Below are 15,900 nucleotides of genomic sequence, written 5' to 3'. Positions count from 1 at the left end.
GCGCGTTTAAGCATACGCGTTCATACTTTTCGGGATGGCTTTGAAAGGCGATGGAATATGAATAAAACTGCACCTACGGGCTTGCTGCAGCAACCTCGTCCGTTCTTCATGATCTTCTTTGTGGAATTATGGGAACGATTTGGCTATTACGGCGTACAGGGCATCCTGGCGGTATTTTTTGTTAAGCAGCTCGGATTTTCACAAGAACAGGCATTTGTCACCTTTGGTGCCTTTGCCGCACTGGTTTACGGCCTGATCTCGATCGGCGGCTACGTCGGCGACCATCTGTTAGGCACCAAGCGCACGCTGGTACTCGGTGCCATTGTGCTGGCAATCGGCTACTTCATGACCGGGATGTCGCTGCTTAAGCCGGATCTGATCTTTATTGCTTTGGGTACCATTGCCGTTGGTAACGGGCTATTTAAAGCCAACCCGGCAAGCCTGCTGTCAAAATGTTATCCCCCGAAAGACGCCCGTCTGGACGGTGCTTTCACCCTGTTTTATATGTCGATTAACATCGGTTCGCTACTGTCACTGTCGCTGGCGCCGGTGATTGCCGATAAGTTTGGCTACGCTGTGACTTACAACCTGTGCGGAGCCGGACTAATCGTCGCGCTGTTGGTATACTTTGCCTGCCGCGGAATGGTGAAAAATATCGGCTCTGAGCCAGACCATAAGCCACTGAACTTCCGTAACCTGCTGTACGTGCTGGCCGGTACGGTAGTGATGGTATTTATCTGCGCCTGGCTGATGCACAACGTGCAGATTGCCAACCTGGTGCTGATCGTCCTGTCGATTGCCGTGACCATCATCTTCTTCCGTCAGGCATTCAAACTGGATAAAACCGGGCGCAACAAGATGTTCGTGGCCTTTATCCTGATGCTGGAAGCGGTGGTGTTCTACGTGCTGTACGCGCAGATGCCGACATCGCTAAACTTCTTTGCGATCAATAACGTACACCATGAAATTCTTGGTTTCGCCATCAACCCGGTGAGCTTCCAGGCGCTGAACCCGTTCTGGGTGGTACTGGCGAGTCCGGTACTGGCCGCAATCTATACCCGTCTGGGCAACAAAGGCAAAGACCTGACCATGCCGATGAAATTTACGCTCGGTATGTTCCTGTGCTCATTGGGCTTCCTGACGGCCGCCGCTGCCGGGATGTGGTTTGCCGATGCACAAGGGCTGACGTCGCCGTGGTTTATCGTGCTGGTGTATCTGTTCCAGAGCCTGGGTGAACTGCTGATTAGCGCCCTGGGACTGGCTATGGTCGCCGCTCTCGTGCCACAACACCTGATGGGCTTCATTCTTGGGATGTGGTTCCTGACGCAGGCCGCAGCCTTCCTGATGGGGGGTTATGTCGCGACGTTCACCGCCGTACCAGAGAACATCACCGACCCGCTGCAAACGCTGCCTATCTATACCAACGTCTTCAGTAAGATTGGCCTTGTCACCCTGGCCGTAACGGTTGTTATGGCGATTATGGTGCCATGGCTGAACCGCATGATTAATACGCCGAGCTCCGAGCAATAACCTTCAGTGCCGGATGGCGGCTATTGCCCCTATCCGGTCTACATTCAACATGCCCGGTCGCCTTGCGCTATCGGGCATTTTCACTCACTACCCTTTACGCGCGTCTATCCACTCCTGCACTTCCACCACAAAAGTGTCCGGTGCTTTACGGTACATTTTGCGCGCCAAGTCCAGAATCGTATGCTGGCCGAGCGCTTCTTCCATTCGCTGCTGAGCCATGTCCATTACCGAACGCACGCCACAAATGCCTTCACAGGCCCACTCGGGTGGATGCTCCTCAAATACCGCCAGCCGCTGGCGAATTTCACGACACTCAAAGATGCGCTTATCGCCATCAATAGCATTCACCACATCCAACACCGTGATGTGTTCAGCGGGTTTAGCTAACTGGAAACCGCCACCTTTGCCTTCAATGCTGCGCACCAGACCCGCTTTGGACAGACGGGTGAAAATTTTTGCCAGATAGTCATACGGTACGCTTTGCAGTTCGGCTATTTCCCGCACGCTCATATCCCGCGCGTCGCCCTTACTGTCGACCATACACATCAGGCTATGAATGCCGTACTCAACTCCCGAACTGTAGAATGCCATTCTCTTATCTCAGCAAAAATGAATCTGAGTTTATTGTAGCTTTTTCATCTCATTCATTCCAGACAGCAAAGTGCCACCTTTTCACAAAAGAACTTTAAATACATATTTATCAAACAGATAATCAAGAAACACCACCCTTTAAGGCAAAAAGAAGCTCGATCGCATTGCAATTCATAACTACGACAAATAGAATCCGAGTAAATAATTCGTAGTCACCAGTGAGAAAACCCCAATGTGTAAACAAATTCTGATCGTGGGCGCCGGCTTTGCCGGTATGTGGGCAGCATTAAGCGCCGCACGACTGGCGGATAAACATCAGCAGGCAATTGATATTACAGTAATTGCGCCACAGCCGGAGCTGCGTGTTCGCCCACGCTTTTATGAAAGCGCCGTTCATACGCTGGTCGCACCACTGCAACCGTTGTTTGACGTTACCGGCGTCAACTTCCTGCAAGGTCACGTCGAGCAAATCCTCCCGGACTCTAAAGAGGTGAGCTGGAAAGATGCCAACGGTGACACTCATCTGCGTCGCTATGACCGCCTGGTGCTCGCCAGCGGAAGTCACGTAAACCGCGACGCCGTCGCCGGTGCCGCCGAGCACGCGTTTGACCTCGACCAACTCGAGAGCGCCGCTGTACTGGAGCAGCACATTAATAATCTGGCATTACAACCGGAAAGTGAGGCTCGTAATACCGTGGTGGTCTGTGGTGGTGGTTTCACCGGGATAGAGATGGCGCTGGAATTACCGGGTCGTTTGCGCGAAATATTGGGCGCTGATGCTAAGACCAGAGTTGTCGTAGTTGAACGCGGTGCTCAACCAGGAGGACGCTGGAGCCAGGAATTACGTGACGTGATTATCGAAGCCTCTGCTGAACTAGGCGTCGAGTGGCTGGTCAATGCGGAAGTAGAGTGCGTGGATGCCTCCGGCGTCACGCTGAAAGATGGGCAGGTGATTGCCTCTCAGACGGTTATCTGGACCGTCGGCGTGCAGGCTAATAGCCTGGCAGCACAGATTAACGCCCCGCGCGATCGCCAGGGCCGTCTGCATGTGAATGCCAATCTGCAGGTTGTGGGTCACGATGATATCTACGCCACTGGCGATGTGGCCTATGCCGCCACCGACGACAAAGGCAACCATGCGTTAATGACCTGTCAGCACGCGATTTTGTTGGGTAAATTTGCCGGTAATAACGCCGCGGCGGACCTGTTGGACGTAACGCCATTGCCATATCGTCAGGAAAACTACGTCACCTGCCTGGATCTTGGTGCCTGGGGTGCGGTGTATAGCGAAGGATGGGATCAGCAAGTGAAACTGACGCGCGCAGAAGCGAAGAAGCTGAAGGTGTCGATTGTCAGCGAGCTGATTTACCCACCGAAAGCAGACCGAGCAGTAGCATTTGAGATTGCCGACCCGCTGGCACCGTTTGTTTAATAGGTTATGCCGGATGCGGCTAACGCCTTATCCGGCCTACAAAGACACGCTGTCGTAGGCCTGATAAGCGTAACGCATCAGGCAGTTCAGCGCACCAAGCCGGGATGCGGCCTACAAAGACACGCTGCCGTAGGCCTGATAAGCGTAGCGCATCAGGCAGTTCAGCGCACCAAGCCGGATGCGGCTAACGCCTTATCCGGCCTACAAACTATGCTGTCCCAGCGTAGATATCAAACCGATGCCCTTTCGTGACTACCGCATTCGGCGTAGCGACATCCGCCAGCGGCGGCGCGTAGTCTGGGCGCTTCACCACCACACGTTTGGTGGCCAACTGACGCGCAGGCTCCAGCAGCCCATCCGCATCTAAATCCGGCCCCACCAGCGACTGAAACACCCGCATCTCTTTTTTCACCAGCGCGCTTTTCTGCTTATGTGGAAACATCGGATCGAGGTACACCACCTGCGGGCGCGGCGTAATATCGATTAACGCCGTCAGACTCGACGCATGGATCAGCTGTAAACGTTCCTGCAGCCACGGACCGATTTCCGGGTCGGCATAGCCGCGCGCCAGGCCATCATCAAGCAGCGCCGCCACTACCGGATTACGTTCCAGCATTCGTACGCGGCAGCCTACCGAGGCCAGTACAAACGCATCGCGCCCCAGCCCAGCTGTCGCATCGACCACATCCGGCAGGTAATCGCCTTTAATGCCAACAGCCTTCGCCACCGCTTCACCGCGTCCACCGCCAAATTTGCGCCGATGGGCCATCGCACCGCCCACGAAATCCACGAAGATACCGCCGAGTTTGGGTTCATCACGTTTGCGCAGTTCCAGATGTTCCGGCGTCATCACCAGCGCCATCAGGTTATCTTCATCGTGTTCCAGTCCCCAGCGGGCGGCAAGAACAGATAAGGCGCCGTCTCCGGCGCCTGTTTCATCTACTAAGCAGATTTTCACGTGAATAATCAGCCTTTGATCCCGTAATGCTCCAGCATTGCATCCAGCTGTGGCTCACGGCCACGGAAGCGCTTGAACAGTTCCATCGGCTCTTCAGAACCGCCACGGGTGAGGATGTTATCGAGGAACGATTGTCCGGTTTGACGGTTGAAAATCCCTTCATCTTCGAAGCGAGAGAAGGCATCTGCCGCCAGTACGTCTGCCCACAGATAGCTGTAGTAACCCGCTGCGTAGCCACCAGCAAAAATGTGGCTGAAGGCATGCGGGAAGCGGCCCCACGTTGGGCCCGGCACCACGGCGACCTGTTTTTTAATTTCCGCCAGCGTCTCGAGGATTTTAGCCCCTTGCTGCGGGTTAAACTCCGCGTGCAGACGGAAATCAAACAGACCGAACTCCAGTTGACGCAGAATAAACAGCGCTGCCTGGTAGTTTTTCGCCGCCAGCATTTTATCCAGCAGTTCCTTCGGCAGCGGTTCACCGGTCTCAAAGTGACCAGAGATAAACGCCAACGCTTCCGGCTCCCAACACCAGTTCTCCATAAACTGGCTCGGCAGTTCGACCGCATCCCATGGCACACCGTTAATACCGGAAACGCCCGCGGTTTCGACACGGGTCAGCATATGGTGCAGACCGTGGCCGAACTCGTGGAACAGGGTGATCACTTCATCGTGGGTAAACAGCGCAGGTTTACCGTTCACCGGACGGTTAAAGTTACAGGTCAGGTAAGCGACCGGCTTTTGCAATGTGCCGTCGGATTTACGCATCTGGCCGACACAGTCGTCCATCCACGCCCCGCCGCGTTTGTGTTCACGGGCATACAGATCAAGATAGAAGCTACCACGCAGCTCGTTGTTTTCATCGTACAGCTCGAAGAAACGAACTTCCGGATGCCAGACGTCAACATCGGTGCGCTCTTTGGCGGTGATGCCATAAATACGTTTAACCACTTCAAACAGACCATTAACGGCTTTGTTTTCCGGGAAGTAAGGACGCAGCTGCTCGTCGCTGATGCTGTAGAGGTGCTGTTTTTGTTTCTCGCTGTAGTAAGCGATATCCCACGGCTGTAGCTCATCAACACCAAATTCCGCTTTCGCGAAGGCGCGCAGCTGAGCCAGCTCTTTCTCACCCTGCGGACGGGCACGTTTCGCCAGGTCGGTCAGGAAGTCGAGTACCTGCTGCGGGTTCTCCGCCATTTTGGTAGCCAGAGATTTAAAGGCGTAGCTCTCAAAGCCCAGCAGTTGTGCCAGTTCGTGGCGCAGCGCGAGGATCTCTTCCATTATCGGGCTGTTGTCCCATTTGCCCGCGTTTGGCCCCTGGTCAGACGCGCGCGTGGAGTATGCACGATACATCTCTTCACGCAGTCCCTGGTTATCACAGTAGGTCATCACCGGCAGGTAGCTTGGGATATCCAGGGTTAACAGATAGCCTTCCTGCTCTTTGGCTTCAGCCTGCGCTTTTGCGGCGGCCAGCGCGCTTTCCGGCATCCCGGCAAGTTCCGCGTCGTCGGTCACCAGCTTGGTCCAGCCCATCGTAGCATCGAGGACGTTATTGCTATACAGGTTGCCGAGCTCAGACAGGCGGGTGGCAATCTCACCATAGCGCTGCTGTTTTTCCTTCGGCAGACCAATACCAGAAAGCTCAAAATCGCGCAGCGCGTTATCAACCGCTTTTTTCTGTGCGGTGTTCAGGGTGGCATAATGATCGCCATCACGCAGGTCACGGTACGCTTTGTACAGGCCTTCATGTTGTCCAACCCAGGTGCTGTATTCAGACAGCAGCGGCAGCGTTTGTTCGTAGGCTTCACGCAGTTCCGGGCTGTTTTTCACCGAATTCAGGTGACTAACCGGAGAGAAAATACGTCCCAGCACATCGTCGACTTCTGCCAACGGCTGGCAGAGATTTTCCCAGGTGTACGGCGCGCCCTGCGCAACCACGCGCTCAACATTTTCACGGCAATCGTTCAGCGCCTTAGTGACGGCAGGCACAACGTGCTCTGGCTGAATTTTAGAAAACGGCGGCAGTTCGAAGGGAGTCAGCAATGGATTGGTCATTAGCGCGGTCCTGTTGAAAAGAGTGAATGAAGCGCGTATCCGGCGCTGTGCATATTAATTTGTACAATGGGGTTAAGTGTAGAGGATTTCAATGCTAACCGTGATGGAAAGACGCCCGGTGGCGCTGCGCTTACCGGGCCTACGGGTAATCTGTGCCGATCTGCTGTAAACTGTGGCAAATCGTCATTTCAGCGGAATTTCATTACCCATGCTCAGTTATCGCCACAGTTATCACGCAGGCAACCACGCCGACGTCCTTAAACATACCGTTCAGAGCCTGATCATCGAGTCGCTCAAAGAGAAAGAAAAACCGTTTCTCTATCTGGACACCCATGCTGGCGCTGGCCGTTATCAGCTGAGCAGTGAGCATGCCGAACGTACCGGTGAATATCTGGAAGGGATCGCCCGCATCTGGCAGCAGGACGATTTGCCTGCCGAACTGGAACCCTACATTGGCGTGGTGCAACACTTCAACCGTAGCGGTCAGCTGCGCTACTACCCGGGCTCTCCGTTAATTGCTCGCCAGCTGCTGCGCGAACAGGACAGCCTGCAATTAACTGAACTGCACCCGAGCGACTTCCCTCTGCTGCGCGGCGAATTCCAGAAAGATGAGCGCGCTCGCGTGGCCAAAGCCGATGGTTATCAGCAGCTGAAAGCAAAATTACCGCCAGTTTCCCGTCGTGGGTTGATCCTTATCGATCCACCCTACGAAATCAAAAGCGACTACCAGGCAGTAGTGACCGGGATTAACGAAGGCTACAAACGTTTCGCGACCGGCACCTATGCGTTGTGGTATCCGGTGGTTCTGCGCCAACAAATCAAGCGCATGATCCACGATCTGGAAGACACCGGCATCCGCAAAATTCTGCAAATTGAGCTGGCGGTACGCCCGGACAGCGATCAGCGTGGCATGACGGCGTCCGGCATGATTGTGATTAACCCGCCATGGAAGCTGGAGCAGCAGATGAACAACGTCCTGCCGTGGCTACACAGCAAACTGGTCCCGGCAGGAACCGGGCATACTTCAGTAAGCTGGATCGTGCCGGAGTAATCGCAGCCATCGGTGGAACCTTTTAATATCAGGTATACAATCGCGAATATTTTGGCGGATGGCGTAACGCTTCTCCGCCCTACAATGAACATAAAGGAGCGGTCATGACCAAGCACTATGATTACATCGCTATTGGCGGCGGCAGCGGCGGTATTGCCTCCATTAACCGTGCAGCAATGTACGGCCAGAAATGCGCACTGATTGAAGCCAAAGAGCTGGGCGGCACCTGCGTTAACGTTGGCTGCGTACCGAAGAAAGTGATGTGGCATGCCGCACAGGTCCGCGAAGCGATCCACATGTACGGTCCGGATTACGGTTTCGACACCACCATCAATAAGTTCGACTGGGATAAACTGATCGCCACGCGTACCGCTTATATTGACCGCATTCATACCTCGTACGACAACGTGCTGGGTAAAAATAACGTTGATGTGATTAAAGGCTTTGCCCGCTTCGTTGATGCTAAAACCATTGAAGTGAACGGTGAAACCATTACTGCCGATCATATTTTGATCGCCACCGGCGGGCGCCCGAGCCATCCGAATATTCCAGGCGTGGAATATGGTATCGACTCCGATGGTTTCTTTGAGCTGCCAGCGCTGCCAAAACGTGTAGCCGTTGTTGGCGCAGGCTACATCGCCGTTGAACTGGCAGGCGTAATTAACGGCCTGGGCGCAGAAACTCACCTGTTCGTGCGTAAACACGCGCCGCTGCGCAGCTTTGATCCGATGATCGTCGAGACGCTGGTCGAGGTGATGAACACCGAAGGTCCGACCCTGCATACTCATGCGATTCCGCAAGCGGTCATTAAAAACGCCGACGGCAGTCTGACTCTGCAACTGGAAGATGGCCGTAGCGAAACGGTGGATTGCCTGATTTGGGCGATCGGTCGTGAACCAGCCACCGATAACTTTAACCTGGCCGTTACTGGCGTGAAAACCAACGAAAAAGGCTACATCGTCGTTGATAAATTCCAAAACACCAGCGTACCGGGGATTTATGCCGTTGGCGATAACACCGGTGCCGTTGAGCTGACGCCGGTTGCCGTTGCTGCGGGCCGTCGTCTGTCCGAGCGTCTGTTCAACAACAAGCCGGACGAGCATCTGGACTACAACAACATCCCGACCGTGGTCTTCAGCCACCCGCCGATTGGCACCGTGGGCTTGACCGAGCAGCAGGCTCGCGAACAGCACGGCGATGACCAGGTGAAAGTGTATAAATCCTCGTTTACCGCGATGTATACCGCTGTCACCTCACATCGTCAGCCGTGCCGTATGAAGCTGGTTTGCGTGGGTCCGGAAGAGAAAATTGTCGGTATTCACGGTATTGGTTTTGGAATGGATGAAATGCTGCAAGGCTTCGCGGTCGCGCTGAAAATGGGCGCAACCAAGAAAGACTTTGATAACACCGTCGCTATTCACCCAACGGCGGCAGAAGAATTCGTTACTATGCGCTAATTGCCCACGTGTAGACGTTATTCACTACACGCTTAAGTAACACTCCTCCGGCAACCGGAGGGGTGTTATGTCACCGCCGCCCGCGCTATTCGGCCAACGCGCGCATCTCTTTAATCAGGTCAGATTTACCTTCAAACCCTATGCCCGGCAGTTCTGGCATGACGATATGACCCTCTTCCACCTTAACTGAATCCGGGAAACCGCCGTACGGTTGGAACAGATCCGGATAACTTTCATTCCCACCGAGACCAAGACCCGCCGCAATGTTCAGCGACATCTGATGACCGCCATGCGGTATGCAGCGTGATGGGGACCAGCCAAACTGCGCCAGTACGTCGAGGGTACGCAGATATTCGACCAGACCGTAGGAAAGCGCACAGTCAAATTGCAGGTAGTCGCGATCCGGGCGCATGCCGCCGTAACGCAGCAGGTTGCGCGCATCCTGATGAGAAAAGAGATTTTCACCCGTCGCCATCGAACCTGGGTAAAATTCTGACAGCGCGGCCTGGAGAGAATAATCCAGCGGGTCGCCAGCTTCTTCGTACCAGAACAATGGATAATCTCGTAGCATTTTGGCATAGGCAATACTGGTTTCCAGATTAAAGCGTCCATTGGCATCAACGGCAAGACGCGCTTCATCGCCAATTTCAGTCAACACCGCTTCGATACGGCGACGGTCCTCTTCCAACGATGCGCCGCCGATTTTCATTTTAACCACGTTGTAGCCGCGGTTCAGGTAGCCTCGCATTTCCTGACGCAGCGCGCTCAGGTCTTTACCCGGATAATAGTAACCCCCCGCCGCGTAGACAAAGACGCGTGGATTCGCCTCAACACCCTTCATCTCAGCCAGCAGACGGAACAACGGCTTGTTGGCAATTTTGGCAACGGCATCCCAGATAGCCATATCCAGCGTACCCACAGCCACCGAACGCTCACCATGGCCCCCCGGCTTCTCATTACTCATCATGACGTCCCAGATTTTATGCGGATCCAGGTTATCGCCTTCGGCATTCAACAAACTTTCCGGGTCAGCGTCCAGAATGCGGTTACGGAAGCGTTCGCGGATCAATCCCCCCTGGCCGTAACGGCCATTAGAGTTAAATCCGTATCCCACCACACGGCGGCCCTCTATCTCAACATCAGTCACAACGGCCACCAGGCTGGTCGTCATCTTGCTGAAATCGATATAGGCATTACGAATAGGGGAAGCGATGGGTTTGGTAATTTCTACAACATCGAGGATACGCATGTTTTCTCCGGCGGGTTCTTGGTCAGTTATGCTTGCACTTACGCGCCTGTAAAAAGTGATAACTCATGCCGGTTTATTATTGGCATAATGCACTCAGGCAGCATTTAAGGACGCCATCGTCCTGTATTTCTCCATCTTAAGCAGTGCCTATTTACTGATCTAATGCCAAAGAGGCTGGCTGTAATGCAAAATCGGCATCACCTGGAACTCACCTGGCTTGAAGACTGCGTTGCGCTGGCGCAGTCACTCAATTTCTCCCGCGCAGCCGCTTCCCGATATGTGACGCAGCCCGCATTCAGTCGGCGCATTGTTTCGCTGGAAGAGTGGCTTGGAACGCCGATTTTTGAACGTAACCGCCGTGGTGTCAGCCTGACCCGTGCGGGGGAAGTTTTCGTCGCTCAGGTGCCCGAACTGATCCGGGCGCTATACACCCTGAGAAATGAAACCATCGAAGCGGCGGGAAATTCCCGACCGGATGTTATTTTCTCCGCAACGCATTCCCTGTCGTTCTCATTTTTTCCGGCGCTGATGCGCAATAATGAAAAAATCGCCCGTTTCGGCTCATTTCGCCTGCTGTCAGACACGCTCAGCGCCTGTGAACGGATGATTGAAAAAGGGGATGCGCAGTTTCTGCTGTGTTATTACCACCCTCACATGCACATCAACCTCGATCAGACGAAATATCTTAGCGTCCGTCTCGGTCGAGAAATGTTATTACCTTACTCCAAATGCGATCCCCGCTCTCATCAGCCGCTCTGGCAGGCTACGGGGGGCAAAAAATTTCCGTTTCTCTCCTTCTCTGCAGAATCCGGTCTGGGGAGGATCCTCTCGAACACGTCATCGGTGAATCATGCCCGACGCGGTATGGACATCGCATTCACCGCCGATCTGGCCGCCACGCTGCTGGCGATGGTCAAAGCCGGGGACGGCATTGCCTGGCTGCCGGAAAGTCTGGCGGCCCCGGACGTTCAGGCCGGGACGATCGCCGCGGCGGCTTCACAGAAGAGCGGGTTATGGATACCCATTGATATCCGACTGTTTCGGCCTGCGGGCAGAATGTCCAGAGCGGTAGAAGAATTGTGGGAAATATTCGTGGGCGAGCAGAGATAACAGGATGCCACAAGGGGAGGACACGCGCTCATTTTGCATAAAAATGAGCGCGTTAAATAACTGGCCTTAGTAGGTATTAAAATAATGCTGAATGAGCTCAGGGTTTTTCGTTTGCGTTAACGCGGTCATCAACAAAACCCGGGCTTTCGCAGGATTTAATGAATCAGACACTAATCCCGGCTGCCCCTTATCCGGTGGAACAATGCCGCTGCCCGTTCGGGATGCACGCACCACAATGATTCCCGCTTTCTCTGCTTTTTTAATTCCGGCTTCACTTCTGACAGAGACCGATCCGGCACCGGTTCCCGCATAGACTATTCCGTCTACATGATGCGCAATAGCAGCATCATACATATATTCAGGATCGTCCTGATAACCATAAATAATCGCTACCTGCGGCAGCTTTTTAAGGCTTCTTACATCAAAAACGGAACGCAGGGTGTGCGTCTTTTCAACGCGAGTGTCAAACTGTGGTTTGCCATTGACGATAACCCCTAAATATCCCTGCTCCGGGGCTTTGAAAGTATCCAGCGTGTTCGCGTTGGTCTTGGTCACAAATCTTGCAGAACCAATACGATCATTTAAAACCACCATAACCCCCCGACCCTTTGCATTCGGATCGGCGGCCACCGTGACCGCTTCCAGCAGATTCATTGCACCGTCGGCACTAATAGCTGTTGCGGGTCTCATCGCCGCAGTAAACACCACGGGTTTATCACTCTTAACCGTCAGATTGAGAAAGTAGGCCGTTTCATCGAGCGTGTCAGTTCCGTGGGTAATAACAATACCGTCAACATCATCACGCGCGAGCAGCGCGTTCACCTGCTGAGATAGCTTTAAAATAATGTCACTGGTCATGTTTTCACTGCCAATATTAGATATTTGCTGACCATCAACACTGGCAATATTATTAATCTCAGGCACCGCTTTAATTAATGTTTGAACACCTATCTCACCGGATTTATATCCCGATGTTTGGGTATTGCTTTCGGCAGTGCCAGCAATAGTTCCTCCCGTCGCCAAGATTATTATGTGAGGTTGGGTTGTCGCACTAAAAACGGTTGAACTGATAAATAACATCGCCACCGCGATGAATATTTTTATATTCATTTTAACCCTCTGAATTTAAATAATCAGTGATATAAGAAATGCTTTAAAAAGATCAAGCCAGAATTATTTTCCCGATAATAAGTCCAACAATGACAGCAACAATAACATTCACTAAACCTGGCCGCATAAAGCTATGGTTAAATACATATTTGCCTATGCGCGTGGTTCCCGTATCATCGAAAGCGAGCGCAGCCAGACATTGACCCGCAACTGGAATGAAGAAGTACCCATTCACCGCAGGCCATGCACCAATCAGCGCATAAGCAGGTAAGCCTAATGCCAGCCCCAACGGTAGAAGAATAAGCGTCGTTGCTGCCTGGCTACTGACCATCGCAGAGACAAAAAACATCATGATGGCAATTAACCAGGTATGTTGCTGTAATAGCGTCTGAACTTCTGCCTTAATCAGATCAATATGCCCGTTGACAAAGGTTTCGCTCATCCAGGCAAGGCCAAAAGCGCAGACAATAGCCAGTGCCCCCGCGCGAAACACAGTGCCGCTGATGATTTGATCCACCGGAGGTCGGCATATCAAAACTATCAGACAGGCAAAAGAGAGCATTGTTATTTGGATCGCTGCCGACATCGATAACGGTTGCAGCCCTTTTGCCGTTTCCACCATCGGTCGTAATTCAGGAATGATCCCTAACAGCACAATCACCACGGCACTCATCAAAAACAGTACAACAGAGAGTTTAGCGCGAAAGGTAACTTCTGTTTTATCGCGTTGTTTCTGTGCTGGCTTTATTAATCCCTCAGCAAGCCTGCGTTGATATTCAGGGTCGTCCTTTAGCTCTTTGCCTTTATTAAAGGTCGCTATGGCCCCCATCGCGACACCCACTAATGTTGCGGGGACGCAGATCATCATAATTGTAGAAATGGATATCCCTAATGGCGCCATTAAACCAATCATTGCCGCCATCGCCGCCGATATTGGACTGGCCGTGATAGCCTGCTGCGATGCAATAACAGAAATGGATAATGGCCGCTCAGGACGGATCCCTGAATCACGAGCGACTTCAGAAATAACCGGCAATAAACTATAAACAACATGCCCCGTTCCGGACATAAAGGTGAAGATATAGCAAATAAAAGGTGCCAGCAGCGTAATATAACGAGGATGACGGCGCAGGATTTTCTCTGCCAGTTTAACCAGTAAATCCAGACCACCAGCGGCTTGTAATGATGAGGCAGCTAAAACAACCGAAAGAATAATAAGAATAACGTCAATCGGTGGTGTTGATGGCGTCAGGCCAAAAACAAATACCATGACGCCAACACCGAGTCCGCCGACCATGCCTAAAAATACACCGCCAATCCTGGCGCCAATCATTAAGGCTAAAAGAATAAAACACAATTCCGTCCAAAACATACTTCCTCCTGGCTTATCTGGAGTGAATGTTGGGTTACATGAGTGGAACAGCGTTAACAGGTTTAATACGGTTTACCAAAACCGAATGCACCGTAATCAGACAAAACATTCGCTGCAGATTTACCACCAGCCTGCATGGCACACAGCACCCTTTCTCGATCGGGCTCAGCCATACCTGATTGGATAATGGAGAGCATAAATCCGGTTAAAAACGCATCACCCGCCCCCAGGGTGTCTACTGGCTCAATATATTGTGGCGTCCAGTCAAGAAAACCACCGGCAGAAAAATAATAAACACGCTCATGCCCACAGGTTGCAATAATATGTCGACAACCGTATTGATAAAGTTTAGTTATTTTTTCTTTGGTTTCATCTGGTGATATACCACTGCAGGAAATGAATCCATAATCTACCCAGGGACATACTCTTGCGAAATACTCATCGGTGCCACGTCCAGAAAAATCGAACGATAACATACTATTTTTCTGTTTTATTTTCTCTAACTCAGTTTCCAGATAACCATTAATGCTGGTGTGTACTAAGTCAAAACTGGCAATGTAGCGCAGATCATCCGCCGTTAGCGTGAAGGGATGCTCACGTAAAACGCCATTTTTATTACTGGTGACAAACTCACGATCGCCATTATTGAGGCGAATACAGGCGTAACCATTCTCTCCCTCATAATGCCGACAATGGGTAATATCTATCTGTAACTTATGCAATACATCTTGTATATGTTTTGCCGCATCATCATTCCCAAACGCCCCTATGAAGGCGCTTGAAGCCCCTGCTTGCTTTGCGTAGACGGAAAAATTTAAGGCATTGCCACCTGGATACATCATTCCAGAATGAAGGTATTTATCGACGACATTGTCACCTATACCTATTACGCGAATACTCATAATAATACCCTGCTCTATAATATCTTAAAAAGCGTCCTTGCTTTTACCTTAATCCTTTAGTAATCAGTATGCTACTTTCCACATATAGCGACGTGTAGTGAGCGGATGCTGGCGAGCTTCAGCAAGCGCACGGTTGTAGACAGGGTAAACATTATTGAAGAGCGAATGGTTAAAGTAATCAATAACCGTAGTTTTGATAGTCGACAACCCTAACTCTTTCGCATCTATCACTTCAATTCGCTGACCATATTTTTTCAGAAAATCTAATGCACGCTCATCGACCGGGCGGGTACTACCTTCAGAAAGCTGCACGAAAAATGGTGTATTAGCATCCGTAATCTCGAACGGCCCGTGGAAGAATTCACCGCTGTGAATACAGGCTGAATGAATCCACTGCATTTCCATAAATATGCAGATACTTTGTAAATAGGACGCGCCATAGCCAGCCCCACTGGCAACAGTATAAATAACTTTATCGTCTTTATATTCCTGAGCGAATGCTTGTGCCCGTTCAGCCACATGCTCGCAAGCACGGTATACAATACGGTTAATTTTACTGACGCCATCAAGGAAGTCGTCATAGTGAACATAGCCTTCTGTCTGCTGAAGAAGCTCTACTGCAGTAAGCAAACACTGGATCGTCTTCTCTCCAGCGACATCTTTTCCCTCACCAAAGGTATAGGTCTCAACATAATCACAATGCGCAACCAAAGGTGAATCCATAACCCAGGTCAGCCCAATAACGGTCGCGCCATGCAGACGTGCAATTTCTGCCGCCTTCGTGGTTTCTGGGGTATTGCCTTTATGTGAAGCAACAACCACGATAGCATTTTCACCCAGTGCGACAGGCGGGTTACTGATAAATTCCCCACTGTTGTAAAGGCCCACGCTCAGCGTTTTTGACTCTTTTTCTAAGAATGCTTTTGCAGGGTAAAACGCCGCATAAGACCCACCACAGGCAACATAGTAAACATGTTTAGTCCCCCCTTTTTCCGCCTGGCTGGCCACAATATCGTTCACAATTTCTTTAATGCTCATTATGGTTCCCTCTGGTTTAATCAATGATACAGGCGGATAGCGCCCACAA

At 51.8% G+C, this 15,900-nt stretch carries 13 protein-coding genes; 5 read left to right on the top strand and 8 right to left on the bottom strand.

Going from position 1 to position 15,900, the window contains the following annotated elements; all coding sequences use genetic code 11:
- Nucleotides 1-57 precede the first annotated feature (57 nt).
- Nucleotides 58-1,530, top strand: coding sequence for a dipeptide/tripeptide permease DtpB (gene dtpB / locus LY264_RS01180; RefSeq protein WP_048227277.1), 1,473 nt, complete (start codon nt 58-60; stop codon nt 1,528-1,530).
- 87 nt (nt 1,531-1,617) lie between these two features.
- Here the strand turns inward: dtpB and LY264_RS01175 are convergent, their stop codons facing one another.
- Nucleotides 1,618-2,121, bottom strand: coding sequence for an RrF2 family transcriptional regulator (locus tag LY264_RS01175; protein ID WP_003023361.1), 504 nt, complete (start codon nt 2,119-2,121; stop codon nt 1,618-1,620).
- Nucleotides 2,122-2,353: 232 nt separating this feature from the next.
- Here LY264_RS01175 and LY264_RS01170 point away from each other — a divergent pair, with 232 nt between their 5' ends.
- A complete protein-coding gene (locus LY264_RS01170; RefSeq protein ID WP_071692520.1) occupies nt 2,354-3,553 on the top strand; it encodes an NAD(P)/FAD-dependent oxidoreductase in 1,200 nt (399 codons plus the stop codon).
- 208 nt (nt 3,554-3,761) lie between these two features.
- Here the strand turns inward: LY264_RS01170 and rsmJ are convergent, their stop codons facing one another.
- Together rsmJ and prlC are read right to left on the bottom strand one after the other, a co-directional pair.
- Nucleotides 3,762-4,511, bottom strand: coding sequence for a 16S rRNA (guanine(1516)-N(2))-methyltransferase RsmJ (rsmJ, locus tag LY264_RS01165; protein ID WP_048215355.1), 750 nt, complete (start codon nt 4,509-4,511; stop codon nt 3,762-3,764).
- Between the two features lie 8 nt (nt 4,512-4,519).
- Nucleotides 4,520-6,562 (bottom strand): oligopeptidase A, encoded by a 2,043-nt coding sequence (gene prlC / locus LY264_RS01160; RefSeq protein WP_048227279.1) that lies wholly within the window; start codon nt 6,560-6,562, stop codon nt 4,520-4,522.
- 208 nt (nt 6,563-6,770) lie between these two features.
- On the opposite strand from prlC, the gene LY264_RS01155 reads away from it, so the two are divergent.
- Both LY264_RS01155 and gorA read left to right on the top strand, forming a co-directional pair.
- Nucleotides 6,771-7,613: a 23S rRNA (adenine(2030)-N(6))-methyltransferase RlmJ gene (locus LY264_RS01155; RefSeq protein ID WP_003023347.1), complete on the top strand. Its 843-nt coding sequence runs from the start codon at nt 6,771-6,773 to the stop codon at nt 7,611-7,613.
- Between the two features lie 104 nt (nt 7,614-7,717).
- Nucleotides 7,718-9,070 (top strand): glutathione-disulfide reductase, encoded by a 1,353-nt coding sequence (gene gorA, locus LY264_RS01150; RefSeq protein ID WP_048227280.1) that lies wholly within the window; start codon nt 7,718-7,720, stop codon nt 9,068-9,070.
- An 85-nt stretch (nt 9,071-9,155) separates the two neighbouring features.
- Here the strand turns inward: gorA and LY264_RS01145 are convergent, their stop codons facing one another.
- Nucleotides 9,156-10,319 carry a mandelate racemase/muconate lactonizing enzyme family protein gene (locus LY264_RS01145; RefSeq protein ID WP_008786398.1) on the bottom strand — a complete coding sequence of 388 codons (1,164 nt, stop codon included), beginning with the start codon at nt 10,317-10,319 and terminating at the stop codon, nt 9,156-9,158.
- A 183-nt stretch (nt 10,320-10,502) separates the two neighbouring features.
- Here LY264_RS01145 and LY264_RS01140 point away from each other — a divergent pair, with 183 nt between their 5' ends.
- Nucleotides 10,503-11,429 (top strand): LysR family transcriptional regulator, encoded by a 927-nt coding sequence (locus LY264_RS01140; protein WP_048227281.1) that lies wholly within the window; start codon nt 10,503-10,505, stop codon nt 11,427-11,429.
- A gap of 66 nt (nt 11,430-11,495) precedes the next feature.
- Here the strand turns inward: LY264_RS01140 and fraE are convergent, their stop codons facing one another.
- The 4 genes from fraE to fraB form a co-directional block, all read right to left on the bottom strand.
- A complete protein-coding gene (gene fraE, locus LY264_RS01135) occupies nt 11,496-12,539 on the bottom strand; it encodes a fructose-asparagine asparaginase (RefSeq protein ID WP_048227282.1) in 1,044 nt (347 codons plus the stop codon).
- A 52-nt stretch (nt 12,540-12,591) separates the two neighbouring features.
- Nucleotides 12,592-13,911 (bottom strand): anaerobic C4-dicarboxylate transporter family protein, encoded by a 1,320-nt coding sequence (locus LY264_RS01130; RefSeq protein ID WP_048227283.1) that lies wholly within the window; start codon nt 13,909-13,911, stop codon nt 12,592-12,594.
- 62 nt (nt 13,912-13,973) lie between these two features.
- Nucleotides 13,974-14,813 (bottom strand): fructoselysine 6-kinase, encoded by an 840-nt coding sequence (locus LY264_RS01125; protein WP_071692522.1) that lies wholly within the window; start codon nt 14,811-14,813, stop codon nt 13,974-13,976.
- A 63-nt stretch (nt 14,814-14,876) separates the two neighbouring features.
- Nucleotides 14,877-15,854, bottom strand: a complete 978-nt coding sequence (gene fraB / locus LY264_RS01120) for a 6-phosphofructose-aspartate deglycase (protein WP_122984028.1) — start codon at nt 15,852-15,854, stop codon at nt 14,877-14,879.
- Between the last annotated feature and the right edge of the window lie 46 nt (nt 15,855-15,900).

The sequence above is a fragment of the Citrobacter portucalensis genome, from assembly GCF_023374935.1.
Taxonomy (GTDB): Bacteria; Pseudomonadota; Gammaproteobacteria; order Enterobacterales; family Enterobacteriaceae; genus Citrobacter; species Citrobacter portucalensis.
This window is presented reverse-complemented; position numbering and strand designations above follow the sequence as displayed.